Source organism: Pedobacter frigidisoli, from assembly GCF_032678525.1.
In the GTDB taxonomy this organism is placed as follows: Bacteria; Bacteroidota; Bacteroidia; order Sphingobacteriales; family Sphingobacteriaceae; genus Pedobacter; species Pedobacter frigidisoli_A.
Map to the genome: position 1 here is coordinate 85,541 of NZ_JAVTSE010000006.1, position 26,400 is coordinate 111,940.

28 protein-coding genes are annotated in these 26,400 nt (G+C 39.5%); 15 read left to right on the forward strand and 13 right to left on the reverse strand.

Features of this window, described 5'->3' with window-relative positions:
- The first annotated feature begins 131 nt into the window (after nt 1-131).
- From clpP to R2Q80_RS16705, 3 genes are all read left to right on the forward strand, one after another.
- Nucleotides 132-839 (forward strand): ATP-dependent Clp endopeptidase proteolytic subunit ClpP, encoded by a 708-nt coding sequence (clpP, locus tag R2Q80_RS16695; protein WP_316800695.1) that lies wholly within the window; start codon nt 132-134, stop codon nt 837-839.
- Entirely contained in the window at nt 793-2,061 is a 1,269-nt protein-coding gene (gene clpX, locus R2Q80_RS16700) for an ATP-dependent Clp protease ATP-binding subunit ClpX (protein ID WP_410478755.1), read from the forward strand. The genes clpP and clpX overlap by 47 nt, the downstream gene beginning before the upstream one ends.
- A 93-nt stretch (nt 2,062-2,154) precedes the next feature.
- Nucleotides 2,155-3,015, forward strand: a complete 861-nt coding sequence (locus R2Q80_RS16705; RefSeq protein WP_047799561.1) for an AMP nucleosidase — start codon at nt 2,155-2,157, stop codon at nt 3,013-3,015.
- A gap of 412 nt (nt 3,016-3,427) precedes the next feature.
- On the opposite strand, the gene R2Q80_RS16710 is transcribed toward R2Q80_RS16705, so the two are convergent.
- Nucleotides 3,428-4,288 carry an RNA polymerase sigma factor RpoD/SigA gene (locus tag R2Q80_RS16710; protein ID WP_047799327.1) on the reverse strand — a complete coding sequence of 287 codons (861 nt, stop codon included), beginning with the start codon at nt 4,286-4,288 and terminating at the stop codon, nt 3,428-3,430.
- A 442-nt stretch (nt 4,289-4,730) separates the two neighbouring features.
- Between R2Q80_RS16710 and R2Q80_RS16715 the strand changes: the two genes are divergently transcribed.
- Together R2Q80_RS16715 and R2Q80_RS16720 are read left to right on the forward strand one after the other, a co-directional pair.
- Entirely contained in the window at nt 4,731-5,318 is a 588-nt protein-coding gene (locus R2Q80_RS16715) for a hypothetical protein (protein ID WP_316800697.1), read from the forward strand.
- A gap of 12 nt (nt 5,319-5,330) precedes the next feature.
- Nucleotides 5,331-5,543, forward strand: coding sequence for a helix-turn-helix transcriptional regulator (locus R2Q80_RS16720; protein ID WP_316800698.1), 213 nt, complete (start codon nt 5,331-5,333; stop codon nt 5,541-5,543).
- A 150-nt stretch (nt 5,544-5,693) separates the two neighbouring features.
- Here R2Q80_RS16720 and sucC read toward each other — a convergent pair whose 3' ends face one another.
- From sucC to R2Q80_RS16745, 5 genes are all read right to left on the reverse strand, one after another.
- Entirely contained in the window at nt 5,694-6,893 is a 1,200-nt protein-coding gene (gene sucC / locus R2Q80_RS16725; protein ID WP_047799323.1) for an ADP-forming succinate--CoA ligase subunit beta, read from the reverse strand.
- A 109-nt stretch (nt 6,894-7,002) separates the two neighbouring features.
- Nucleotides 7,003-7,311, reverse strand: a complete 309-nt coding sequence (locus R2Q80_RS16730) for a hypothetical protein (protein WP_316800699.1) — start codon at nt 7,309-7,311, stop codon at nt 7,003-7,005.
- A 140-nt stretch (nt 7,312-7,451) separates the two neighbouring features.
- Nucleotides 7,452-9,011 (reverse strand): DUF4173 domain-containing protein, encoded by a 1,560-nt coding sequence (locus R2Q80_RS16735; protein WP_316800700.1) that lies wholly within the window; start codon nt 9,009-9,011, stop codon nt 7,452-7,454.
- Nucleotides 9,012-9,088: 77 nt separating this feature from the next.
- Nucleotides 9,089-9,385, reverse strand: a complete 297-nt coding sequence (locus tag R2Q80_RS16740) for a transcriptional regulator (protein ID WP_316800701.1) — start codon at nt 9,383-9,385, stop codon at nt 9,089-9,091.
- 1 nt (nt 9,386) lies between these two features.
- The gene (locus R2Q80_RS16745; RefSeq protein WP_316800702.1) at nt 9,387-10,076 is read right to left on the reverse strand and encodes a hypothetical protein; all 690 of its coding nucleotides are present in this window, start codon (nt 10,074-10,076) and stop codon (nt 9,387-9,389) included.
- 123 nt (nt 10,077-10,199) lie between these two features.
- Between R2Q80_RS16745 and R2Q80_RS16750 the strand changes: the two genes are divergently transcribed.
- The 7 genes from R2Q80_RS16750 to R2Q80_RS16780 all read left to right on the forward strand — a co-directional run bounded on the left by R2Q80_RS16750 (nt 10,200) and on the right by R2Q80_RS16780 (nt 16,569).
- Nucleotides 10,200-10,850 carry an ABC transporter ATP-binding protein gene (locus tag R2Q80_RS16750; RefSeq protein ID WP_316800703.1) on the forward strand — a complete coding sequence of 217 codons (651 nt, stop codon included), beginning with the start codon at nt 10,200-10,202 and terminating at the stop codon, nt 10,848-10,850.
- A gap of 72 nt (nt 10,851-10,922) precedes the next feature.
- Complete coding sequence (locus R2Q80_RS16755; RefSeq protein WP_316800704.1) at nt 10,923-11,402, forward strand: hypothetical protein; 480 nt, start codon at nt 10,923-10,925, stop codon at nt 11,400-11,402.
- Between the two features lies 1 nt (nt 11,403).
- Entirely contained in the window at nt 11,404-12,009 is a 606-nt protein-coding gene (locus R2Q80_RS16760; protein WP_316800705.1) for an HAD hydrolase-like protein, read from the forward strand.
- 5 nt (nt 12,010-12,014) lie between these two features.
- Nucleotides 12,015-13,478 (forward strand): S41 family peptidase, encoded by a 1,464-nt coding sequence (locus tag R2Q80_RS16765; RefSeq protein WP_316800706.1) that lies wholly within the window; start codon nt 12,015-12,017, stop codon nt 13,476-13,478.
- Between the two features lie 135 nt (nt 13,479-13,613).
- The gene (locus R2Q80_RS16770) at nt 13,614-13,880 is read left to right on the forward strand and encodes a hypothetical protein (protein WP_053058371.1); all 267 of its coding nucleotides are present in this window, start codon (nt 13,614-13,616) and stop codon (nt 13,878-13,880) included.
- A gap of 59 nt (nt 13,881-13,939) precedes the next feature.
- Entirely contained in the window at nt 13,940-15,034 is a 1,095-nt protein-coding gene (gene dprA, locus R2Q80_RS16775) for a DNA-processing protein DprA (RefSeq protein WP_316800707.1), read from the forward strand.
- 173 nt (nt 15,035-15,207) lie between these two features.
- Nucleotides 15,208-16,569 carry a pyridoxal-phosphate dependent enzyme gene (locus R2Q80_RS16780; protein ID WP_316800708.1) on the forward strand — a complete coding sequence of 454 codons (1,362 nt, stop codon included), beginning with the start codon at nt 15,208-15,210 and terminating at the stop codon, nt 16,567-16,569.
- An 86-nt stretch (nt 16,570-16,655) separates the two neighbouring features.
- Here the strand turns inward: R2Q80_RS16780 and murA are convergent, their stop codons facing one another.
- From murA to R2Q80_RS16810, 6 genes are all read right to left on the reverse strand, one after another.
- Nucleotides 16,656-17,981, reverse strand: coding sequence for a UDP-N-acetylglucosamine 1-carboxyvinyltransferase (murA, locus tag R2Q80_RS16785; RefSeq protein ID WP_316800709.1), 1,326 nt, complete (start codon nt 17,979-17,981; stop codon nt 16,656-16,658).
- Nucleotides 17,982-18,074: 93 nt separating this feature from the next.
- A complete protein-coding gene (locus tag R2Q80_RS16790; protein ID WP_316800710.1) occupies nt 18,075-18,758 on the reverse strand; it encodes a DUF4290 domain-containing protein in 684 nt (227 codons plus the stop codon).
- Between the two features lie 182 nt (nt 18,759-18,940).
- The gene (locus R2Q80_RS16795; protein WP_316800711.1) at nt 18,941-19,438 is read right to left on the reverse strand and encodes a SixA phosphatase family protein; all 498 of its coding nucleotides are present in this window, start codon (nt 19,436-19,438) and stop codon (nt 18,941-18,943) included.
- On the reverse strand, nt 19,431-20,462 hold the full coding sequence (locus R2Q80_RS16800; RefSeq protein WP_316800712.1) for a glycosyltransferase family 9 protein: 1,032 nt from the start codon (nt 20,460-20,462) through the stop codon (nt 19,431-19,433). Before R2Q80_RS16800 ends, R2Q80_RS16795 begins: the two co-directional genes overlap by 8 nt.
- A 48-nt stretch (nt 20,463-20,510) precedes the next feature.
- Nucleotides 20,511-21,113: a DUF4254 domain-containing protein gene (locus R2Q80_RS16805; protein WP_316800713.1), complete on the reverse strand. Its 603-nt coding sequence runs from the start codon at nt 21,111-21,113 to the stop codon at nt 20,511-20,513.
- A gap of 115 nt (nt 21,114-21,228) precedes the next feature.
- Nucleotides 21,229-22,905, reverse strand: coding sequence for a helix-hairpin-helix domain-containing protein (locus tag R2Q80_RS16810; RefSeq protein WP_316800714.1), 1,677 nt, complete (start codon nt 22,903-22,905; stop codon nt 21,229-21,231).
- Between the two features lie 87 nt (nt 22,906-22,992).
- On the opposite strand from R2Q80_RS16810, the gene R2Q80_RS16815 reads away from it, so the two are divergent.
- Nucleotides 22,993-23,619, forward strand: a complete 627-nt coding sequence (locus tag R2Q80_RS16815) for a hypothetical protein (RefSeq protein WP_316800715.1) — start codon at nt 22,993-22,995, stop codon at nt 23,617-23,619.
- A 63-nt stretch (nt 23,620-23,682) separates the two neighbouring features.
- Here R2Q80_RS16815 and sppA read toward each other — a convergent pair whose 3' ends face one another.
- Nucleotides 23,683-25,449 (reverse strand): signal peptide peptidase SppA, encoded by a 1,767-nt coding sequence (gene sppA, locus R2Q80_RS16820; protein WP_316800716.1) that lies wholly within the window; start codon nt 25,447-25,449, stop codon nt 23,683-23,685.
- 38 nt (nt 25,450-25,487) lie between these two features.
- Between sppA and folK the strand changes: the two genes are divergently transcribed.
- On the forward strand, nt 25,488-26,003 hold the full coding sequence (gene folK / locus R2Q80_RS16825) for a 2-amino-4-hydroxy-6-hydroxymethyldihydropteridine diphosphokinase (protein ID WP_316800717.1): 516 nt from the start codon (nt 25,488-25,490) through the stop codon (nt 26,001-26,003).
- Between the two features lie 84 nt (nt 26,004-26,087).
- Nucleotides 26,088-26,390, forward strand: a complete 303-nt coding sequence (locus R2Q80_RS16830; RefSeq protein WP_316800718.1) for an Hpt domain-containing protein — start codon at nt 26,088-26,090, stop codon at nt 26,388-26,390.
- Nucleotides 26,391-26,400 lie beyond the last annotated feature (10 nt).

A 26,400-nucleotide genomic window follows, 5' to 3' on the forward strand; every position in this document is an offset into this window, starting at 1 on the left:
AATCTTCATGGTATGTTCTTTGATTAAAACATTATAATTAAAATATTATTTATATTTTGGTTTTATATTATCCATGAAACTATGGGGACATGAAAGTCAAACACTATGCCCTCTATTAAAAAACTCATATAATGAACATAGATTCACAAGAATTCAGAAAATTTGCCGTTAAACATCAGGGGATTGGCGGTTTGCACGTAGATAAGTTTATTGCACAGGCTAATGTAAATCCTCAGAATATGACTCCATATATCATTGAGGAACGTCAGTTAAACGTGGCTCAAATGGATGTATTTTCAAGGTTAATGATGGACCGTATCATCTTTTTAGGTGATGCCATTTATGATCAAAATGCTAATATCATCCAGGCGCAGTTGTTGTTTTTACAATCAACAGATGCTGACAGGGATATTCAGATTTATATTAACTCACCAGGTGGCTCAGTATATGCAGGCTTAGGTATTTATGATACTATGCAATATATTCAGCCAGATGTAGCTACAATTTGTACCGGTATGGCTGCATCTATGGGGGCTGTATTATTGGTGGCTGGTGCTAAAGGAAAGCGTGCAGCTTTACCGCATTCAAGGGTAATGATTCACCAACCATCGGGAGGCGCACAAGGAGTTGCATCTGATATGGAAATCAACTTGAGAGAGATGTTGAAATTGAAAAAGGAATTGTACGATATTATTTCTGAGCACTCGGGTCAGACTTACGACTGGGTGGAGAAAGCTTCAGACCGCGATTACTGGATGACTGCCGATGAGGCAAAAGGATTTGGTATGGTTGATGAAGTATTATCGAGAAACTCGAAAAAAGATGGCGAAACAAATTAAAGAATCTCGTTGCTCATTCTGCCATTCTGGCAAGCATGAAACGTTAATGTTAATTGAGGGTATGGATGCATTTATCTGTGATAAATGTGTTACTCAAGCCAATCAGTTGCTTGCGCAGGAATTAGGAACCAAAGGGACAAAAAATATTCAGGAGGCAATCAATTTGTTAAAGCCTCTTGAAATTAAACAACATCTTGATCAATATGTTATTGGTCAGGACGATGCCAAAAAGGTATTGTCGGTTGCTGTTTACAACCACTACAAGCGTTTGAATCAAAAAGTTGATAAAGACGAAATTGAAATCGAGAAATCGAACATTATGTTGGTGGGCGAAACAGGTACTGGTAAAACATTGCTGGCTAAAACAATAGCCAAGATTTTGCACGTGCCGTTTTGTATTTGCGATGCTACTGTATTAACAGAGGCTGGTTATGTTGGAGAAGATGTTGAAAGTATTTTAACCCGTTTATTGCAGGCGGCTGATTACGACGTTGCAGCTGCAGAACGTGGTATTGTATATATCGATGAGGTTGATAAGGTTGCGCGTAAAAGCGATAATCCCTCTATTACCCGTGATGTTTCAGGGGAGGGTGTTCAGCAGGCCTTGCTTAAGATACTAGAAGGAACAGTTGTAAATGTACCACCTCAGGGCGGGCGTAAACATCCTGACCAGAAAATGATTCCGGTAAACACAAATAATATCCTGTTTATTTGCGGAGGAGCTTTTGACGGGATTGAACGTAAAATTGCCAACCGTTTGCGTACGCAGGCTGTAGGGTATAAAGTAAAGAAAGATGAAACTGTTTTAGATCTTAAAAACCTTTACAAGTACATTACCCCTCAGGACCTGAAATCTTTTGGTTTAATTCCGGAACTAATTGGTCGTATTCCTGTTCTTTCTCACTTAAATCCCTTAGATAAAGAATCGCTAAGGAATATTTTAACTGCACCAAAAAACTCACTGATTAAGCAGTACATTAAGCTTTTTGCTTATGAAGACGTTAAGCTGGTTTTTGAGGATGATGTGCTAGACTTTATTGTTGATAAAGCAATGGAGTATAAGCTTGGTGCCCGCGGTTTAAGATCCATTTGTGAGGCGATTATGCTGGATGCAATGTTCGATACGCCCACTCAGACGGATGTCAAGGAGCTGGTGATAAACCTCGATTACGCGATAGAAAAATTTGAGAAGGCAGACTTTAAAAAACTACAGGCTGCATAAAAAAAATCAAATCCTTCCCGACATCGGGAAGGATTTTTTGTAATATAGTATTTGTTAATGCTAAGCGCTCCGCAAAGCTCTAAACCTGAAATTATGAATGAAGAAAAAGATGTAAAAAAAGATGCCATAGTCGCCCAGACAAAAAAAGTAAAAGAAGTAGAAAGTCCGGTTAAAGCAGGACTGAAGTCGAAAGATGAAATTGTAAAAAACTGGCTTCCGCGTTATACCGGACGTCCGCTGGATCAGTTTGGAGATTATATCCTGTTAACGAACTTCAGTAAATATGTAACCATGTTTTCTGAATGGAACGACAATGCGCCTATAATGGGATTGGATAAGCCTATGCAAAGTGTAACTGCAAATGGCATTACCATTATCAACTTCGGAATGGGAAGTCCGCTGGCGGCTACCATGATGGATTTACTAACAGCCATTAAACCTAAAGCAGTATTGTTTTTAGGTAAATGTGGAGGTTTAAAGAAGAAAAACCAGCTTGGTGACCTGATTCTGCCGATTGCTGCTATAAGAGGAGAAGGAACATCAAATGACTATTTACCCGCAGAGGTGCCGGCATTGCCAGCCTTCGCGTTGCAGAAAGCCATATCGACCACTATCCGTGATCATGGACGCGATTACTGGACAGGAACATGTTATACCACCAACCGCAGGGTTTGGGAGCATGACAAAGAGTTTAAAAAGTATTTGAAAACATTACGGGCAATGGCAGTTGATATGGAAACTGCTACAATTTTTACCACTTCATTCGCCAATAAAATTCCGGCTGGAGCATTATTGCTCGTATCTGATCAGCCGATGATTCCCGAAGGTGTTAAAACTGCAGAGAGCGATAGTAGTGTAACTGAAAAATATGTGGAAACACATTTAAGGATTGGTATCGATTCATTGAAGCAATTAATCAACAATGGCTTAACGGTGAAACATCTGTTGTTTTAGTAAATTAAATACGGAAGTATTTCTAGCACAGATCAGCTTTAGCTGGTCTTTTTTTTGTCACGAAATTTTTTACTCAACGGTACTGTTTGTCAGATTACTTAGGGAAAGTTTCTATCATCTCTGAAAATCGGTATCTATTATTATTTATTGTGATTGTAATATCAGGTTTTCCGATTACGCATCGGCGCGCACCAGCCATTTTGGTTAACAGGGGATTAATAGGGGCTTTACAGGGGGTTAATAGGGGGTTAGTAGGGGCAAATCCCTGTTAACGGCCTGTCGATTCTCTGTTAAGCCCCTTTTAAATAGCCGCTACGGACGGGGCTGAATAAGACTATTTATCCCGGATGGCACAAAAAAAAAGGAACCAATATATATTGGTTCCTTTTTATGTTTTTGCAGAAGGTTTATCTTAACCTAAATAAGATTTTAATATTTTACTTCTTGAAGTGTGACGTAAGCGTTGAAGCGCTTTATCTTTTATCTGACGAACACGTTCACGTGTAAGATTGAATTTTTCTCCGATTTCCTCTAGTGATAAAGGGTGATTTGATCCCAGTCCAAAGAACAATACAATGATTTCTCTTTCTCTTTCTGTTAGAGTAGATAAAGAACGTTTAATCTCTTCTGATAAGGACTCATTGATTAATGAACTATCTGTATTTGGCTCATGATTTTCCAATACATCCAATAATGTATTTTCTTCACCCTGAACGAAAGGAGCATCCATCGATACGTGACGGCCAGAGTTACTTAAAGTATCAGAGATCTTATCAACAGTTGTTTCTAAAATATCTGCCAGTTCTTCCGGAGATGGCTCACGCTCATATTCCTGCTCCAATTTAGAGAAAGCTTTACTGATTTTGCTTAATGAACCAACCTGGTTTAATGGTAAACGTACGATACGACTTTGCTCTGCAATGGCTTGTAAAATGGACTGACGAATCCACCAAACAGCATATGATATGAATTTGAAACCTTTAGTTTCGTCAAAACGACGCGCAGCCTTAATTAGACCTAAGTTACCTTCGTTAATTAAATCGCCTAAAGTTAATCCCTGATTTTGATATTGTTTTGCAACAGATACAACGAAACGTAAGTTAGTTTTAGTTAATCGCTCTAATGCAGCCTGGTCGCCTTCACGAATCTTTCTTGCTAAAATTACTTCCTCTTCTGCTGTTATTAAGTCTACTTTACCAATTTCGTGTAAGTATTTATCTAAAGATTGACTTTCGCGATTGGTAATGGATTGCGTTATCTTGAGTTGTCTCATTTATACGTTTTGTGTGCTCTTTAATTATTGAGTTTGCAAAGTTACGAAATTGTACACTAATCCGAAAGGATAAAATGCTGAAAATGTTACTGTTTGCACAACTTCTTTATAGTTTTACTTGTAACAAAAATCATTCCAATTTAGTTTTAATGAATTTTTGGCTGGGTTTTATATAAATTATTGATTTGTACATAATATTTATTGTAAATCAATAAATAAGTTTTGATTTTCAATGTATTTTATTTTATGTTTGCTGTATAAATAATTATAGAACGATGACGTTTCTCAAAAATCAATACAGTGGTTCATTTTCTGATTTCGGTCGCTATCCAATAAAAACCAGAAACGCTTTTTGCTGGTGTTATGATTGTTGCTTGGTGTTTACCAAAGCAGTCAAATTGCAAAATGTATCTGTTTAAAATCCTTAATCCTACACGGTTATATGAATACAAATACTCGAATCATCCGCAATTCTGCAATCTGTTTGATTGCTTTCGGTATCATCTCTATAGTTATTAATCTTATAGGATCCTTTATAGATTACTCTGATCAGTCGCTTATATTTTCCGTGAGATTAGCCTCTTCGCTTCAGTCAGAAAATATTGGAGGTTTGGATTTTACTAATTCAGGTGTTGGTAAGATCGAGATCAAACCAACATTAGTTCAATCAATCGTTTTAGGTAATAGCATGTACGAAGATGGAGGAGGAACTATTATATTCTACATGATTTCATGCTTTTCAATACTTTGGGTTACCAAAAATAAAAATGTGGAGCTGGAAGATTTCACTGAAAAGAATCTCGGGCGATTGATTTTTATAGGAATGTTTTGTTTTTTAGTTCCTAAAGTCCTCATCAAACTATTACTTGACCGTTATGTTGGTGATTTAACCCAGGGTAGGTTTGTATTTTTTGATCAATCAGGACCTTTTTCAAACGGTGGTTATGGTGTTATAATTATCTTCAATATTATTTATGGCTTATTAGAGTACGCGAAGAAACTAAAAAAAGAAGTTGATTTAACCATTTAAAATAAAATACGAATGCCCATCATTATAAATTTAGATGTTATGCTTGCCCGAAGAAAAATGTCACTTACTGAGTTAAGTGAGCGGGTAGGGATTACCATGTCTAATTTATCTATTTTAAAGACAGGTAAGGCTAAAGCAATAAGGCTGGAGACATTAGAGTCAATCTGCCAAGTACTCGACTGTCAGCCGGGTGATATCCTCGAATTCAGGCCTGAACAGCTTTAATGGTCTCAAAATAGGGTTTTTCTGCCTAGGGCTCTCAAATCGCTTTATTTAAAATGGTGCCAGTGCTAATATATTCACTTAGCATTTACAAAAAAAAAGCCTTTCAGATCATCTGAAAGGCTTCTTAATACATTTTATATTAGCTTAAGATTATGCTTGTTCAGCCAATACTTTAGTTACTAAATCAGCAGCTTCTTTTAAAGCGATTGCTGAGTAAACCTGAAGGCCTGACTCATCAATTAATGCTTTGGCTTCAGCAGCGTTAGTACCTTGTAAACGACAGATGATTGGCACGGGAATGTTTCCGATTTCTTTGTAAGCATCGATCACACCTTGGGCAACACGGTCGCAACGCACAATACCACCGAAGATATTGATTAGAATTGCTTTAACGTTAGGGTCTTTCAAAATGATATTGAAAGCCGCTTTAACTGTTTGTGCATTTGCAGTTCCACCTACGTCTAAGAAGTTTGCAGGCTCACCACCAGCTAACTTAATAATATCCATGGTTGCCATTGCCAAACCAGCACCGTTAACCATACAACCAACATTACCATCAAGGTTCACGAAGTTTAAGTTAGATGCACTTGCTTCAACTTCCATTGGATCTTCTTCTGAAACATCGCGCATTGCAGCGTAATCAGCATGACGGTATAATGCGTTTTCATCTAAATTAACTTTAGCATCAACCGCAATTACTTTATCATCAGATGTTTTCAATACAGGATTGATTTCAAACATTGAAGAATCTGTAGCTTCATAAGCTTTGTATAATGCGGAAACGAACTTCACCATTTCTTTGAAAGCATTTCCGCTAACACCTAAGTTAAAAGCTATTTTACGGGCCTGAAAACCTTGTAGGCCAACTTTAGGGTCAATCTCTTCTTTAAAGATCAAGTGAGGGGTATGCTCAGCAACTTCTTCGATATCCATACCACCTTCGGTACTGTACATAATGATGTTACGGCCTGCCGCACGATCTAACAATACTGAAATGTAGAATTCTTTAGTTTCAGAAGCACCTGGATAATAAACATCCTGAGCAACTAAAATTTTGTTCACCAATTTTCCTTCCGGACCAGTTTGAGGTGTAACCAATTGCATTCCGATAATATCAGTTGCACGCTGTTTAACTTCATCAAGGTTTTTGGCTAATTTAACACCACCACCTTTACCGCGGCCACCTGCATGGATTTGCGCTTTAATTACAACCCAGTCAGAGTTATAATCAATTTTCAATTGCTTAGCAGCCTCAACAGCTTGCTCAGGCGTATCGGCAACGATTCCTTCTTGAACGTTAACACCGAAACTTTTTAATATTTGTTTACCCTGGTATTCGTGAATATTCATTTGCTACAAAATTTGCCCAAAGCTACAATTCTAAAGGCTTTAAACAAATATTAATTTCCGATTTTTTCGATAAAATGAACGTTTTGTGTTAATCTTCGAATTGGGTTGTTTAACTTCCGGCAAAGGGTGTACCGAAGATACCCACAGCGAGTTCAGCCCAGATCAGGAACAGGGAGATCAGGATCACAATCAGCATAATTGTTCTGGTGGTGCCTGTTCTCAGGTTTCTGATAACCAGTTCTATGGCAATATCAGTACTCAAGAGCAGGATGGCAGCCACCGCAAAATCGGAAGGTGTCCATTTAACTTCATTTGTAAATTGCATGGCAATGAGAGGGATGCTTAGCAAAACTGCTGTTGTTGCCAGGATAATCGTAATCCTTAGCTTGCTTCCCTGAAGTGTTTGTTGATTTCTCATGATATTTAAATTTAATGTTTTGTTTTGAAATTATTGCTTACGCGTTAAACGTTTACCAGCCCCGCTGCACTGGGCACCGGGACAGCCTAAAACTATAGGAAAGGGGCAAAGGCGACATCATTGTATAGAAAGTGAAATAGCTATCGTTGTATTTCCTTTTGGTCTGTGTGAACACTGAAATATTTAGCCGTTCTCCAATCCGGTAAATTCCAGGATACCCAGTTTACACTTTGGTAGCGTTCTTTGAAGTAGCCAATCCGTTCATTCAGCTGGTTTGCGTAAAAAGTATTGTTGCCATCTAATGAGATGAGTTTGGACCTGTTTTTATCTAATTCAGGCAAGGTTTTGTCTGATAGTGACAGCAGGTATCCGGCATCAAGGGTGATCGAACCTGCTCTTGACAGATTGTATTTCGCAATGAAAACATCCCAATTGATACTGCTGAAAGCTAATAGCAGAATAAACCAGATGTATCCGTTAATTTTCAGGAGATAGAAAAACGTTTTTTGACGGGCAACTTTTACATATACGGTGATCAGGCCAATGCTACAAAGCAGTGCAAATACCAATACACCAATTCTTTTGTGCGTTAACCCATAGAATTCAATGTAATAACCATCCCTGATCAGTACAGAGATAATCAGTAAAGCGTTCTGAACTATCCAGATATAGGTAAGTAACCTAAGCGTTTTGCTTTTTTTATAGAAATTGAGATTTCCTCTAAAGAAATAGATGATAATGGCCATTGCAAGTAGAATGCTAAAAATCAAGGTATTAGTGCCATCGTGCAAATCGGCAGAGAAATTTCCCGCAGGGGTATACCCAAACCAAAGCGTGGTTATATCAATGGCGTTTAAAGACATCAACAGCAGATTTAATATGCTAAATGAAATCAATGCCGTAATAAACTCGGTTTTAAGCGCCAGTTTGCGGGTGAGCAGATTGCCACTGAATGTGCTGACTACTTCAAACCAGATGGTTTTTTGGCTGATATTCTTTCTTATCCGAAATAGTTGTTCTTTAAACTGAGATTCGAAATTTTGAAGCCCTTTGTTGAAAAATGTGAAAATGAAGGCACTGGTTAGTACTAGCCCGAAGCAGAAATGCATAAACCGTGGAAAGCTCAGGTCGGTAAAAAGAAAACCAAAAATACTTGTGAAGAAATCGGCAATATTGGTTAACAAAGCTTTGCCATAATGAGCAAAAACACTGTTAGCTGCGGAGTAAAGGCAAGCGAAAATCAAGAAAATAATAAAAGGGATAAAAACGTACTTCATGAGTTTGACGAGTGGTTTAAGGTTAAAACGACCTATGTTAATTTCACTGAGATATCGAACCGTATTGAAAGGGACGGTAATCATTTGTAAAATCGTAGCCAAAAAAGCAGTGAATATGGTTCTGATTTGCTGATGATGACTAAACCCAATGAAAATGACCAGACTGACGTAACAGGATGCTAAACTCAGGAACGAGTTATTGATTACAACAAGGATAGCTGCCAGCAGTTGTGCAGCTGCAAATAAATAAAATTTAGGCGTTTTGGCCACATCAGGATTGAGCCAGGTAACGGTAGTTAGAAAGGCAGTGTAGATAAGCAGGTTTAATGCTAAACGCTCTTGCCAAAAGAGCAAGCTAAATAACAAAGCGCCAAACAAGGCAGATAGCAATAAAAAGTTCGATTTGTTTGTTGTTGTATTCATATAAGTTGATAATTTACAATGGTTTATAGGTATTAAAAGTGCTTTGTATTTCAAAGTATATAGTCAAAAAAAATAGGTTATAGTTTCTTAATCATTTTTTCAAGGGCATCCAGGTGCGCTTTGAAAGCCTGCCTGCCTAACATAGTAATAGAGTAGGTGGTATTGGTTTTTCTTCCAATAAATCCTTTATGTACCTTAATGAATTCAGCTTGTTCCAGCGTAGTGAGGTGTGAAGCCAGATTACCATCAGTAAGCTCGAGCATTTGCTTCAAGTCATTAAACGCAAATTCGTCATTTACCACCAGAATAGACATCACACCCAATCTGATCCGGCTGTCGAAAATTTTATTTAAATCTGCTATCGGGTTTTTCATGCTATTTGCCTTTCTCGTATTTGAAATACATTAAAAGACCATAAACAATATGTAAAACACCAAAACCAAAGGCCCAGAAATACAAGCCATATCCCGCGTTGAATAGGCAAATAAGACCTAAAATAACCTCACAATAACCAAGGTATTTAATATCACTATAGGTGTATTTACTGGCGTTGATAAGGGCAAGTCCGTAAAAAATAAGGCAGGTTGGAGCAATAATGCTGTAAGTATTGGGGTGATTAATCAGCAGGGCAATGATAAACAGTCCGCCAGCCGCAAGTGGCGTAAATAAGTTGATGATTAAAGATTTAGAAGTCTTATCCCAGATGGGAAGGTTATTTTTCTGACTTTTTCTGTAAGTGAACAATACTCCTCCGGCCAAAGCAATGATCAAAACAAAAACACCTAATTTAATCAGGTTAAACTCCAGGTCCATTTCTCCGCTAACACCATAGCCATATCCCCGGTGGTTAACAAACTTATCAATTTCATCATGGGCAAAATAGGCTCCAATGAGCGCGATAACGCCAGCGAATACGCCTGACAAGCCACTTAAAGAAATAAACCGGGATGACCTGTCCATCATTTGTCTGATGTCTTTCAACGCGTTTAACTGTTCTTCTGAGCTGTTCATTTTAAAAGTACTTTGTTTTTCAAAGTTAAATAAGATATTGATAAGTGCAAACATTATTTATAATTTTTATGATTCTGGTGATTCAAAACTTTGTGGCGCTTTTGCGGGTAGCACGAATATGCCTGGTACGTTCGTGTTTCTGCTTTAGTCTTTCAGCTTTTTTATTAAATTTGAACCATGCTAAAAGCCAGTGGTATTACTAAATCGTACGGAAATCTGCAGATATTAAAAGGGGTAGATTTCGAAGTACAAAAAGGGGAAATTGTGAGTATTATAGGGCCATCAGGCGCAGGTAAGAGCACACTTTTGCATATTTTGGGCACGCTGGACAAACCTGATCAAGGTACTGTAGCGCTCAAAGGAACAGTAGTCAACAAGCTTCAAGGTGATTTATTAAGTGCCTTCAGGAACCGGAATATTGGCTTTGTTTTTCAGTTTCATCATCTTCTGCCCGAATTCAGCGCCATTGAAAATGTGTGTATTCCGGCATTTATTGCTAAAACAAACAAGAAACAGGCTGAAATACGTGCGCTGGAATTATTGGATTTGTTTGGTCTGGCAGACCGTGCTCAGCATAAACCTAATCAGCTATCGGGGGGAGAGCAGCAACGGGTAGCCATCGCGAGGGCACTGGTGAATAACCCATCAATTGTTCTGGCCGATGAACCCTCAGGAAATCTGGATTCGGAAAATGCTGCTGCCCTGCATCAGTTGTTTATCACCCTGCGGGATAATTTTCAACAGACTTTTGTAATTGTTACCCATAATGAGCATCTGGCTAAAACCGGCGACAGGGTTGTGAGTATGAAAGACGGACTGATTGTATAAAATCAGTTGTTTTCAGATGTCCAATTCACAATTTCAGCTATTAATTCAATCATTCATCCAAAATAATATAATTTGAAAATATTAATTACTGGTGGAAATAATGCTAAAGCCTTAAAAATCATGAAGGCTTTTCCAAGCCACTTTGTTCTGCTAGCCGATTATGGCGAAGTACCTGCTATTTTAACGGAAAGTTACGCTTTCAAATCTCTAGGCGATCTCAACAGAGACAGTATCGCGCATATTTTGCTTAATTTCTGTATTACTGAAGGCATAGATGCCGTTCTTCCGCTTCATGACTATGAGGTAGAGCCCCTGGCTAAATCGTCAGTCCTTTTCGATGAGTATGGTGTTGGTGTTTTAACGCCTCCTGCAGAAGAGCTGAATCAATACCTCACTGCAGAAAAAAAGGCTTTCAAAAATTTCGGCATTTTCATAAAAGGGGAGTGCATTTTTGCCAGCGGTAAGGAGATTTTCGTAAAGCAAAGCGATGAAATTAATGGTGTGTTTGGCTATAATGATGCTGATGAAAAGCTAACTTTATTTACCATATAACATGAATAGCCATCCTAATATCGCAGATAAAGGGCTTGTTATCTTCGAGCTCGACAATGTATTGTATCCGGAAAAAGATTATTTATTACAGGTATATTATCTTTTTGCGCAGTTTATAGAATATTCCGAACAAAAACCAGCTGCGGCCATACTTGAATTTATGCGGGCTGAATTTGAAATTAGCGGGGCAAATGACCTTTTTCATAAAACAGCAACAAAATTTGATATTGACCCAAAGTACCACCACAACTTTGACCTGCTTCATGAAAATGCCCGATTGCCGCTGAAGCTTTTGCTTTATCAGAATATGCTGCAATTTATGCAGGAACTGGTGGTAGACCGGAAGAAAATATTCATCGTTACCGCCGGAAACCCGGTTCAGCAGTTGAATAAAATAAAGCAAACCGAGTGGAATGGGCTGGAAAAATACCTAACTGTTTATTTTGAAGATGAGCTTAAGATACCCAAGAGCGAAATATTTAATAATATACTTTTAGCGAATGAGTTAGGCGCTGGAAAGGTACTGGTGGTAGGTGCGAATAAATATGATGAAACACAATCTCAATTAAGTAATTTGGCGTATATTGTATCATCAGAAATTTATTAAAACCTATGTTAAAAAAGTTTTTATATCAGCACGCGATCTGGAGTGTGACGCTGTTGGTACTCATTGCTGCTTCATCCTGTAAAAAATCAAAATCGGAAGGTCCCAGTCGCGATGAGCTAACCAAAGACTCTATTTATTTATATGCCCAGCAAACCTATTACTGGAATTCAGGAATGCCCAGCTATGCTGATTTCAATCCACGAAAATACAGTTCAAATACGGCTATCCTCACGGCGATAAAGGCATTGCCAAGTACAGGAGGTAAAGATAAATACTCTTTTATTGATGATGGTACTGTGGCCAGCGAACTGGGAGGGGTAGCCGGCGATTTTGGTTTTTCCGTATTCTTTAATGATGCCAATGACCTTAGAATTAAGTATGTGTATGCGAGTTCGCCGGCAGCGGTACAAGGATTAAAAAGGGGTTACCGGATTACCAAGATTAACGGCAGTACTGCGATCTCTACCAGTGATACGAACATCAGCTATATTGTAAATGCGGTTTTTGGCACAGCATCCTCAATTTCTTTAACCGTTACCAAGCCCGATGGCACCTCCCAGGATGTTACGTTATCAAAGGCAAGTTACAATATCAATCCTGTTCTTTATAGCCATACCTATACCGTAGGGCCAAAAAAGGTTGGGTATATCGTATTCAACAGCTTTACAACCAATTCAGCTACTTTGCTGGATGCTGCCTTTGCTCAGTTCGCGAATGATGGCATTACAGAGCTGGTGGTGGATTTACGTTATAATGGTGGAGGTTCGGTAGCTACATCAGAGGCATTTACCAATCTCATTGCCCCGGCTTCGCAAAACGGAAAGGTGATGTATACGACATATTGGACTCAAACGATGCAAAACAAAGCTGCAACGATTCTTCAAAATCAGAAATTCTATGCCAAAGGTACCGATGGGGTGACCCGCTTGTACTCATACTTTGATTATGATTATCAGCCTACTGCTGCTGCGGGAAATCAGGAAGTCTTTGCCAAAAGAGGAACATTAAATACGCTGAACCGGGTATACTTTCTGGTTTTGAACGGCACTGCTTCGGCCAGTGAGTTATTGATCAATAACCTGAAGCCAGTGATGGACGTGAAACTGATTGGTAAAACAACATATGGTAAACCTGTTGGTTTCTTTGCCCTACACATTGATAAAAACGATTTATACATTCCTCAGTTTGAAACTAAAAATCAGCGCAATGAAGGGGGTTATTTTAGCGGAATGATGGTTGACAAAGATATTGCGGATGATGTAACGAGAGATTTTGGAGATCCGGCTGAAAGGCTTTTAGCACAGGCCCTGAACTATTCTGCCAATGGCGTTTTTACCTCTTATGTAAAAGATAACACGATAAGCAGCACTTCGGGTTTGTCACGTGCTGTATCAGACAATGCGGCCGAAAAACTTGACCATGAATTTAAAGGGATGGTTGAAACCAGGAAATTAAAACTAAACAAATAAATCCAAATACTTCTTAAAACCAGCGCTTTTTGCGCTGGTTTTTTTTTCTTTTTTGTTACAAAAATGTGTTTCTAAAGGTTGTTTTTTAAGCAAAAATTTAATAAGCTTGTTTAACCTTAATCGTTAAAGAGAATTATGCCAATAGAAATTGTAGAAAAAGAACATATAGGCTACCTGAACATTGTAAATGCTACCGAAGATCACGGCACTGAGCTTAAAAGCAAATTAGAAGAAGCACAAAGGCTTGGAAACGAGTTTAAATCTAAAGCCATCATTACATTTAATACTACAATTGGACCGAAAAAAGTTGATACAACTGTTTGGTCGGTAACGGAGAAATTTATTCAGTTAAAAAACAATATTCATATTCCAATAAAAAGCTTAATCGATATCGACTTTTAGGTAGCTCTTTAAGGAAAATAAATCATCCCGCATTTATTTAAACCTTAGTCTGAAAATTAATGAGCACCTTACACAAAATTGCTTTAACCTTTATTAAATTTATCGGACCAGTGAGTGCAAAAAGCTTACTGGCTTATTGCGGCAGTGCAGAGCAAGTTTTCTCTGCGTCCCGGAAGCAGCTTTTACAAATTCCTGGAATAGGCGAAAGAACAGTTGATGCTATTCTGAACACTGATGCCTTAAAAAGAGCAGAAAAGGAACTTGCTTTTGTTGAAAAGCACGGAATAGAGGTGCTTTTTTACACAGACCCAAACTACCCGCAACGTTTAAAAAATTGTTCTGATGCGCCCGTTCTGCTTTATTTTAAAGGTACTGTAAATTTCAATCATCCCAGGATCGTCAGTATTGTGGGTACCCGTAACGCAACGGAATATGGTAAAATGTTGTGCAAACAGCTGTGCGAAGTATTGACACCTTATAATGTATTGATTATAAGCGGCCTGGCGTATGGTATTGATGTCGCCACCCATAAAGAATGCCTGCGTAATCAAATCTCCACTGTGGGGGTACTGGGGCATGGCCTGGATCGGCTCTATCCTCAGGTACATAGAAGTGTATCTCAGAAAATGGTACTGAATGGAGGATTATTATCCGAATTTCCAACCCAAACCAATCCCGACCGCCAGAACTTCCCTAAGCGAAACCGCATTATAGCAGGAATTGCCGATGCAACCATTGTTGTGGAAGCGTCGATTAAAGGCGGAGCATTGATTACCGCAGAAATAGCCAATTCGTATAACAAGGATGTTTATGCTTTTCCGGGCAGAACAAACGATGTCTTTTCTGAAGGATGTAACTTTCTGATTAAAACCAACAGGGCCGCACTGGTTAACCACGCCAAAGACCTGATTTATTATCTGGGCTGGGATGATCAGGTGACTGAAAAAATACCCTGTACACAAGTAAGCCTGCAAATTAACCTTACCCCAAATGAACAATCGGTTATTTCAGCATTGGCAAACGGCCAGCTTGCAATTGATGAATTAGCACGCGTGTTAAACATCCAGCAGAGTAAACTCGCTATTGTTATCCTAACGCTGGAGATGCAAGGGATCATTATATCCCTGCCGGGCAAGGTTTACAAGTTGGCGTAAGGGCTAATGAGTAAAGCAAAACAGATGATGCCGTTTGCCCAATAATCAATCTATAATGCCTATAATTGTTGTAGTTTATGTAATAAAATTCTATAAAATTTCGATATTCAAAATTATGTTTTAAATAAAATATAGTTTATAAAATACTTAATGCCTTTGCTTAATTTTGTTGCATGTGGTACAATAATATTCTCGAAACCATTGGTAATACGCCATTGGTAAAATTAAATACGATTACTAAAGGTGTTCCGGGAACTATCCTGGCAAAAATTGAAACTACCAATCCAGGTAATTCCATTAAAGACCGTATGGCGGTTAAGATGATTGAAGATGCAGAGCGAAGCGGAAAGCTTAAACCCGGAGGAACAATTATCGAAGGAACTTCGGGAAACACCGGAATGGGGCTTGCTATGGCTGCCATCATTAAAGGCTATAAATGTATTTTTACCACAACGGATAAACAATCAAAAGAGAAAGTTGACGCTTTAAGGGCTTTTGGCGCTGAGGTAATTGTGTGTCCGACAAATGTTGAGCCCGAAGATCCACGTTCATACTACTCTGTCTCCTCACGTTTGGAGCGGGAAGTTCCAAATTCATGGAAACCAAATCAATATGATAACCTGGCCAATTCACAGGCACACTACGAACAAACCGGACCTGAAATCTGGGCACAAACGGAAGGTAAAATTACCCACCTGGTAGTAGGGGTAGGCACGGGAGGTACCATTTCAGGTACTGGAAAATATTTAAAAGAAAAAAATCCTGATATTAAGGTATGGGGTATCGATACTTATGGTTCTGTGTTTAAGAAGTATAAAGAAACGGGAATATTTGACAAGGATGAAATTTACCCATACATCACAGAAGGGATTGGGGAAGATTTTCTGCCTGCAAACGTAAATTTCGAGGTGATCGATCTATTTGAAAAAGTAACCGATAAGGATGCTGCCCTGATGACACGCGACATTGCACGCAAGGAAGGCATTTTTGTAGGGAATTCGGCTGGTGCAGCTATTGGTGGCCTCATTCAGTTGAAAGATAAATTGAAACCTGAAGATGTGGTTGTTGTCATCTTTCACGATCATGGAAGCCGCTACATGGGTAAAATGTACAATGAAGACTGGTTGCGCGAGCGGGGGTTCTTGCAGGATGAGAAATTGACAGCCAAGTCCATCCTGGCGAAAAAGGAGTCAACAGAAATCGTTACGCTGGATGCCACTAAATCTGTTCTTGAAGCGATCAATACCATTAAGTCGATGAACATTTCTCAGATTCCGGTGACACAGCAGGGAATGATTGTTGGTAAAATTGCAGAAAGCGATATTTTATCGGCTTTGCTTGAAAACCCGGGATTGAAATCGGCGCCAATTTCAGAAATCATGACCGCTACTTTTCCGTTTGTCGATTTAAATACTTCTATAGATAAAATTTCGTCGCTGATTAACAAGGAAAACTCAGCTGTACTAGTAGAGGATGAGGCAGGGAAAATAGAAATTATTACGCAGTACGATATCATAAATGCAATATCGGGTTAGTAAATTCAGACTGAACATACACATCAAAAAGGCCCGGGTAAATTTCTTACCCGGGCCTTTTACATTACGTTATATTTTCGCCTTCTCTAGTGACTTGGTGCATCGGCATTGACACGTTTAATCTGTGCGCCTAAGGCACGTAAACGGGTATCAATATCCTGATAGCCACGCTCAATCTGTTCAATATTGTAGATGGTAGATTTACCCTCGGCAGATAGGGCTGCAATTAACAATGACACTCCGGCTCTGATGTCTGGAGAGGTCATGCTGATTCCGCGAAGTTTATATTTTTTATCAATACCATTCACTGTTGCACGATGTGGATCACAAAGGATAATTTGAGCACCCATATCGATTAATTTATCGACGAAGAATAAACGGCTCTCAAACATCTTTTGATGGATCAGAACGTTTCCTTTGGCCTGTGTAGCTACAACCAGTACGATACTCAATAAGTCGGGTGTAAAACCTGGCCATGGGGCATCGGCAATGGTTAAGATTGATCCATCAATAAAAGTATCGATCTCGTAGTGTTTTTGCAAAGGAACAAAGATATCATCACCTCTGCGTTCCAGATTAATGCCAAGCTTTTTGAAAACTTCAGGAATTACACCCAGCTCGTCATAACAAACATTTTTGATGGTAATTTCAGATTCTGTCATAGCAGCCAAACCGATAAAAGAACCAATTTCAATCATATCGGGCAACATTCTATGTTCTGTTCCACCTAAAACTTTTACACCCTCAATGGTGAGTAAGTTTGAGCCAATACCAGAGATTTTTGCGCCCATGCGGTTAAGCATTTTACAAAGTTGCTGTAAATAAGGCTCGCAGGCCGCATTGTAGATCGTAGTTGTACCTTTAGCCAAAACTGCAGCCATCACAATATTTGCAGTTCCCGTAACTGATGCCTCATCCAGCAATATGTATGCCCCCTGTAAATTGGTTGCATCCACATTGAAAAACGCTTTCTTGCTATCGTAAACAAATTTAGCCCCTAGCTTTTCGAAACCGATAAAGTGGGTATCCAACCTTCTCCGTCCGATTTTATCTCCACCCGGTTTAGGGATAGCTGCTTTACCGAAACGGGCCAGTAGCGGACCAACAATCATGATCGAACCACGCAGGCCACCGCCTTTAGCTTTAAAAGTTTCAGACTCAAAGAAATTCAGGTCAATATTTTTCGCTTCAAAGGTATAGGTATCTTTATCAATACGCTCAACAATAACCCCTAAATCGCCCAGTAACTCAATGAGTTTGTTAACATCTTTGATATCAGGGATATTGCTGATGGTGATTTTCTCTTCGGTTAACAATACAGCTGATAAAATCTGTAAAGCTTCGTTTTTGGCGCCCTGAGGAGTAATTTCGCCTTTTAATTTAATTCCGCCTGTTATTTCAAATGCGTTCATATATCTTTTTAGTATTTAGTATTGAGTATCAGGTATCAAAATTGGGCGGGTACTTAACCTTGCGCCTTTCTCCTGCTGCCATTTACCTTTCCTCTAATATTTAGGTTTGTTGTTATTTCTTCCGCGGTTGTTATTATTGTTATTCTGGCGGTTTTTACCATTATTGTTGTTGTTGTTATTCCGCCCACGGTTGTTATTGTTGGTGTTCTGACGAGGATTCTGCGCCCTAAATTCAACTTTAGCCAGGTTAACACCTTCATCAAGCCTTAGCATACCACCAGATAAATAACTTAAATCTTTTATAATGGTTTCATCAGATACGTTGTCTTTGTTCCAGGTAACATAGGCCATTTTCATAAAGTTGGCAATGCCCTGTACCATCACTTTTCTGCGTTCCATGTCTTGTTCGGCCATGGCTTTTTCAATTAATCCTTCAACAGTTTTACCATAATGTTTATAGGTAATCCTTCGCTGAGGATAGGGCAGAGGTTCCGGTCTTTTAAAAGCGTTTTCTGGAAGCGGCTTAGGATAAGGACTTTCCACATCAATCTGGTAGCCTGAGATAATGTGTAAATGGTCCCAGAGCTTATGTTTAAAATCGGCAACATCTCTCAAATGCGGTTGTAAAAACCCCATTAAATCAATTACTGCCTGTGCGTATTTATTTCGCTCTTCAATGGTGGGCAATTCGCAGATATACTTCACCATGTTTTGAACGTTGCGGCCGTATTCTGATAAAATCAGATGGCTCCGCGTAGTATTATAGTCGAAATTCATGTTCAAAATAAATTAATGGATAATATTCCGGCGATACGAATTATGAAATAACCAAAAGAGATGAGGTTATGAATTCACCGAAATGTCTAATTGCCGGACTTTCGTTTTATATATTCAAAGGTAATAAAAATATTTTTAGCTAAGGGCTAATAATTTTTCATAAAGATGTCTTTCGAAACGACCTAAATCTCATCACTGTTTTTAGGATAATCAAAGAATACAAGTGTCCCTGTTCCTTTACTTACCATTTTCCAGCTTTCGAAAGGAAACTGCATGGAAACAACGCCTGCGGTTGGGATATTGTAAATGTCTGCATTACTTAACTCGTTTGCAAAATCTGTAAAACCCGGATTATGGCCAAACATGATCACTGTATCTGCCGAATCGTCGAGATTGTTCACCACCTTTAAAAGGGCACCAGTATTGGCTTCGTAAATAGATTCCTCGTACTGTATAGCGTCAAACTGATATGCCTCTGCAAAGAATTTAGCTGTTGATTTTGCACGTTTTGCAGGACTGCTCACCATGAGGTCAAATTTAATTCCCCGGCTCAGTAACCTTTCTGCCATTTCGGGCGAATTTTCTTTTCCGCGTTTATTCAGAGGTCTGTCGAAATCTTTTAAATCTAAGTTCCCCCAATCCGACTTCCCGTGCCGAACCAACAATAATTGCTTAGCCATGTAGTTTTTGCTTAATCTTGTTTACAATTGTTTCAGGATCAATTAAATCCATACTACTGTGAACACCACACATGCATGGTTTGTTTCCATAAATGGAATTTGGCCTTGCGGGATGATCTATTTGTATGCAATCGCTTTCCACTTGTCCGTATCCGAGGAAACCTGCGTATGGATGGGTTGGACCCCAGATCGACACCACGGGGATGCCAACTAGTGAAGCCATGTGCATTCCTGATGAATCCATGCTCACCATGAGGTCGAGGTTTGAAATGATGGCTAGTTCTTCACTTAGATTGAAAGTTCCAATTAAATTGTGTGTATTGGAATAGGTCAAAGCCCATTCTTCAGCAACACTTTTTTCAAACTTTCCGCCACCAAATATAAAAAGTTCGTATCCCAACGTGCTGAGGGATGCAATAACTTCTTCCATGCGATCCAGTGGATATACTTTATAAACATGCTGTGCGAAAGGGGATATGCCTATCTTTTTTGTTTGGTTATTTTCAAAAAGTGCTTTGGCTTTTAACGGAAGTTGCTGCGGATCTCTTTTAAGCTGATAATTGAGCCTGACATCAAATTTCAGTTCGCGGAATACATCGGCATAACGTTCTACCGTATGTTTCAACTGCCTGAATATCTTGTTTTCTTTGCGCGTAAGTGCTTTTTTCTCTGCCCTGCCTTTATCTATCCGTTTAATTTTGACGCGTGTTAAGCGAAAAAAAGTTGAAATGGCTCTGCTCCTTAAATTATCATGTAAGTCAGCTATAGCCGTTGGTTTGTATTTTCTGAGCTCCTGGTACAGTTTAAATAATCCGTCAATTCCTTTATGAAGGGTTTTCGGTTGAATGGGATGGAAAGTAAGGTTATCGATGCCGTCGAAAAAAGGTTTAAATCCTTCACGGCTAACCATTATCATTTCTACGGATGGATTTTGAGCGGCAAAAGCATTTAACACAGAAGCCACCATGGCTACGTCGCCCATAGCCGAAAAACGCAAGATTATAATTCTCTGGGGAGTTGTCATGGATATAAATTTTTGCTAGTAACTGGTAGCAGGTAACCGCATAATATGCTATGCTTTCTTGTACAAAACCGGATTTAAACTCGGATCGTTGTACATTTTCATTTGCTTGTAAACCTTCATGTATTTTTTACCGGCTTCAATATCTGCAAGTAACTCGTCGATACTGGTCGATAAATCCTCCCGTTGAGATAATAAGACATTGAGTTTGGTCTGGCATTGTGCACGGTGTTCAGCAGAAGCGCTCTCGCGTTCTGCTTCTTCCTGCATGTGGTAGATTTTTAAAGCAAGAATGGAAAGTCTGTCAATTGCCCATGCAGGACTTTCGGTGTTAATTCTCGCCTCCGGCAAAGCCTTGATTCCCTGATAAAGGTTTAAGAAATATCCATCAATAAATTCAACCATATCTGTACGTACCTGATTTTGAGCATCAATGCGGCGTTTCCAGCTCAAACCTTCTGCCGGATCGATGTTGGGATTGCGTACCACGTCTTCCATATGCCATTGGGCCGTATCTATCCAGTTCTTGATGTAGAACAGGTGTTCCAGACTTTCTGCGTCATATGGATTTTCTACCGGCTGGTCAATGTCATCGAACTTATGGTAGTCTGAAATAACTTGATTGAATATATGGTTTGCAATTTCACTTATCATGGGGCAAAGTTATATTTTTTTACAACAGATAGAACGTATGTTGGAGTGCAGCTGTGCAAATTTCTTGATCGGCCGATGATAATGATCATTATATGCATTAATCTGCACACCGTTGCTAAACTTTCTTTTGTTTAAAGTACGAGGTAATCTCTTCCAGTGAAAAAGCATTCAGGCATTTATCGGCACCTAAACCTCCTTTTCGGGCAACCAAAGTTCCGTAATGCATGTCGCGGAAACCTTCGGTACGGTGAGCATCCGGATTGATTGCCAGTAATACGCCTTTTTCCAGTGCATAACGATGCCAGCGCCAGTCGAGATCTAACCGCAATGGGTTGGCATTAATCTCAATCACCACTTTGTTGGCCGCGCAGGCATCAATTATTTTTTTATAATCTATCGGATATCCGGCCCTGCTAAGCAGTAAGCGACCTGTTGGATGGCCTAATATCGTCGTGTATGGATTTTCGATGGCCTTAACCAGACGAGCTGTGGCTTTAGCTTCGTCCATTCTCAAATTGCTGTGCACAGAGGCGACTACGAAATCAAAGGTTTTGAGTACATCATCTGAGTAATCCAAAGAACCATCGCTCAGGATATCACTCTCGATGCCTTTAAATATCTTGAAAGGAGCAAGCTTTTCATTTAACTGATCAATTTCCTGTTGTTGGGCAAAAACGCGTTGTTCATTTAATCCTTTGGCATATACAGCAGTTTTTGAATGGTCGCAGATACCCAGGTACTGCAAGTTTAACTCATTTTTACAGTATAAGGCCATTTCCTCCAGTGTATGCACGCCATCACTCCAGGTTGAGTGATTGTGAAGCGTGCCTTTCAAATCTTTATAGGTAATTAAGTCTGGGAGTTTGTGTTCTTTCGCCAAAACTAATTCATCAAAATCTTCCCTTAGCTCGGGCTCAATATAACTCAAACCTGCTGCGGTATAAATCTCCAGTTCGCTTTGAAATGGGCCATTTCCGGCTTGCGTCAGTACTTTTTCTACATGTTCCGGATTTCCGGTTTGTTTAAACCACGCTAAATGGAATCCGGCACTATCTGCAAGCGTAAGCTTGATTCTCAGCCCGGCTTCAGTAGTAGTAATAAAAGCATCTTCGGCGGCGATGAGCGATAACGGTGTAAATGAAGCGAAGCCTGCCTTTATTTTTGAAAGCTGGTCAGTCCCGATTACAAATTCCAGTTCGTCAATAATTTCGCAGGCACGGCGGTACTGGCCGGCAAAGCCAAGTGCATATTGGGCATCGTATGTTGATAACCATTCAGATAAGTCGGCAAATAATGAGTTGGCAAAGCGCTCAACCTGTGCATAAAGAAATCTGCCATTGGCTGCAAGTTTAAATTCTATCGCCTTTTTAATTTCCTCCTGGGTTTTTAAACCGAAACCTTTTGCTTCAATTAAACGGTTTTCGTTACAGGCATAATAGAGTTCTCCAATGCTTTCAATGGCAAGTGTACGCCATATAATAAGTATTTTTTTCGGGCCGATTCCTTTTATTCCCAGCATTTCGATAATGCCTTCCGGTGTTTGCTGAACGATATCTTTCAGTTCCTGAAGTTCGCCCGTTTGTAGCAGCTCTATAATTTTTGCAGCAAGGCTTTTCCCGATTCCATCAATTTTATCGATCTCATCAATGGCTTTATCTTTCAATTGGAAAGGTAGTTTATCTACCTTGAAATAGGCATTTGCAATCGATTTTATTTTAAAAGGATTCTCTTCGTGCAACTCCATTAGCTGAGACAACAAGCGCAGCGTACGGGCGATGGTTTTATTTTCCATAAGCTGTAAAATTATAAAATAAAGCGCTAAAATATTCTTGAGTACTATTTTTTCAAACAGAATTTGCTAAAGTGTTGTTCTACAATTATGAAATCGATAAAAACTTTTTTGCTGGTTATATGCGCGATTTTTACCGCCTGTCAGTCTGGTAAAAATGCTGAGCATAAACAAGATTCGATTGCCAGTATTGAATCGGGGCCGGGTAAGATCGTTGATGAGCGGTCTTTAATAGTTCCTGGGCGCTCAGTGGGCGAGATTTCTCTGGGAGAGGATGTGGAAAGCGTAGGAAAGATTTTAGGTAAACCCGATGCGGGCGATGCTGCCATGGGAAAGGCATGGGGCATTTGGTACGGCAACGATTCTACCGGGGGTATCAGGGATGAAATTGCCGTTTATTCCTCTTACAGAGATACCAGTATGCGAATTAAAGACGTAAAGCAGGTTCGGATTACTTCGGGGAAATTTAAAACTCAGGATGGATTTACGACCGGCAAATCTGAGTCTGACACGAAGTTGAAGTTTCCGGGTATGGAGAGGCTTTCCGTTTATCTAAATGAAAATAAAGATACGGTAACGGTATATGATGCCAAATCAGACGGAATTGGTTTTGAGTTTTTAAAAGGGAAGAGCATTGCGCTAACCGTTCACCCAATGAACCAGTCTGTGAACGCAACCTATCTCACGTTACACACTGAATGGAAGAGAGTGGAATAGGGCTCAAGTGGAAGATGTGAGATGGTACGCGTGGATGCATCATCTCACATCTTTCATATAAAATTATTTAATTATGGCTTCAAATGGCATTCTTGCCTGAATACCTGAACTGGCCATCACTTTCTTCATTTGTTGGTAGAGGATATAATTGTCGCCAAGCTCCTGTTTAGTATAGAACGTCTTAATGCGATCTGTTCCCTCATCCATAAATGATTTTAAAGGATCAACAACATCAGGATATTCAACTATTTTATATTCCTTGAGTTTTGCCTTTTTTGCAGCAGATTTAATTGCATCATTAAAACTTCCGATTCTGTCTGCTAAACCGATCTGCACAGCATCTGTCCCAATCCAAATATGCCCACCTCCAATGCTGTCGATATAGGCTTTGGATTTCTTCCTGCCATTTGCTACCCTGGTAATAAACCCATCGTAAACCCTGTTTAACTGGTTTTGAATGATAAACCTTTCACCTTCTGTCATTGGGCGGTTGGTTGCCATGATATCAGCATACTTCCCGGTTTTAACACCATCGAAAGTAATTCCCAGTTTATTGGTCATGAGATTCTGGAAATTGGGAATAATGCCAAATACCCCGATAGAGCCGGTAATGGTATTGGGTTGAACGAAAATACTGTCGGCTGCGCAGCCAATGTAATAGCCACCGGATGCGGCAACATCACCAAAGGATGCAATAACCGGTTTTTCTTTCCTGGTCAATACAATTTCTCTCCAGATCACGTCGGATGCAAGTGCACTGCCACCTGGTGAATTCACACGGAGCACAACTGCTTTAATATCCTCATCTAAACGTGCTTTTCTGATGGCTCTTGAAATGCGTTCAGAACCAATCTGATTATCATTTCCTTCACCACCATTGATTTCTCCATTGGCATATATTACAGCCACCTTATCTTTTCCTGAACCGGTTTCCGTATTGTTCTTCGCATAGTCATTGATCGAAACTGAACGGATATTTTCGCCTCTCGTTGTTCCGGATAATCCTTTCAGTTCTTCTATGATCTGGTCTTTATATTTCAATCCATCAATCATTTTGAAGTTTAACGCATCCTGAGGCTGCTGTACCCTGTAGTCATCTGCAATTTTATTCAGGCTATCTTTCTCCAAATTTCTGCTTTGTGCAATATCTGTTAGGAAAGTGTTATATAAGCCACCAACATACGCCGTTACCTGCTTACGGTTATAATCACTCATTTTGTCTAAGATGAATGGCTCCACAGCGCTTTTATAGTTTCCAACACGGATCACCTGCATTTCAACACCCACTTTTTCCAGTGTGCCTTTAAAAAAAGTAAGTTCAGAGCTAAACCCTTTAAACTCTAAGGCACCTTCCGGGTTTAAGTAAATTTTATCAGCAGCAGAAGCTAAATAATAAGCACCCTGGGTATATACTTCGCTGTAGGCAATGATTTTTTTATGTGATTTTTTGAAATCTATAAGTGCAGTTCTAACTTCGCGCATGGTGGCAAAGCCTGCATTCGGGCTGCTCACATTCAGGTAAATGCATTTGATGTTATCATCTGTTTTCGCTCTTTTAATCGCTTTTAACAAATCATTCAAACCAATTCCGTCTTTCTCATCTCCACCCACCAAAGGCAGGTTGCCAAAAGGGTTTTTGGGTGTGCGCTCGGTAACAGCCTGGTCTAGGTTTAAAAACAGTACCGAGTTATTTGAAACTGTTGTGGTTTTGTCGCTATCAATTGAAGAAATCGCTCCAACAATGATTACGAAGATGATAATGAAAATAATTACCGTAGACAGGAAAAACCCCAGCATGGACGCAAATAGATACTTGAAGAAATCTTTCATTTAAATGTTAATTTTGTGCAGTAAAGATATAAAAATACATGATGCTTAATACGGGTTTAGAGTGCACAATTGCTTATTTGTTACTTGGCGGAAATTTAGGCAACAGGGAGGAGAATCTGGACCAGGCGATTGACCTAATCGGCAAAGGTATCGGGGAAATTGAAGCACTTTCTTCCCGTTACGAAACCGCTGCCTGGGGTAAAACCGATCAGCCATCTTTTCTCAACCAGGCTGTTGCAGTGAAAACCCGGCTGAGTGCGGTTCAGGTTTTAGAGAAAGCCCTGGAAATAGAACAGGTTTTGGGACGGGTGAGGAAAGATAAGTGGGGCGAAAGGCTAATTGATATCGACCTGATCCTATTTGGAAACGAAGTGATTGATATTGCGGATAAACTCCAGGTGCCGCACCCTCATATGCAGAACCGTAAGTTTGTGATGATGCCCCTTGCGGAAATTGCACCGGAGATTGTCCATCCGGTATCAGGCAAAACTATTTTAGAAATCAGCGAAAATATATCTGACCAGTTAGACGTTAACAAAATTGTAATTGATTAGATTTGTAATATGCAGCATAATTATGATAATCATCCCTTAGATTTATCATATCTCACAGAAATGGTTGGTCACAACCCAGCTTTTATGATCGAAGTTTTCGATACCTTTATTGAGCAAACGCCCATTTATTTAGCAGAGCTCGAAGCGGCTTTGGTGGCTCGTAACTGGTTAAAGGTAAGTAATGGTGCACATAAAATTAAGCCCACATTCACTTATATCGGAAGGAATGATGTTAAGGATTTTGTGAGTTTAATAGAAAATAATGCTCGAAACCAAGTGGCTATTGAACAGATTCCCGGAGATGTTGAGCGGCTTAAAGAATTGCTGAATGAAATTTATGCTCAGCTGCAGGTAGCGAAAGCCGAGATGCAATCAAACATAATTTAATTTTTCATTA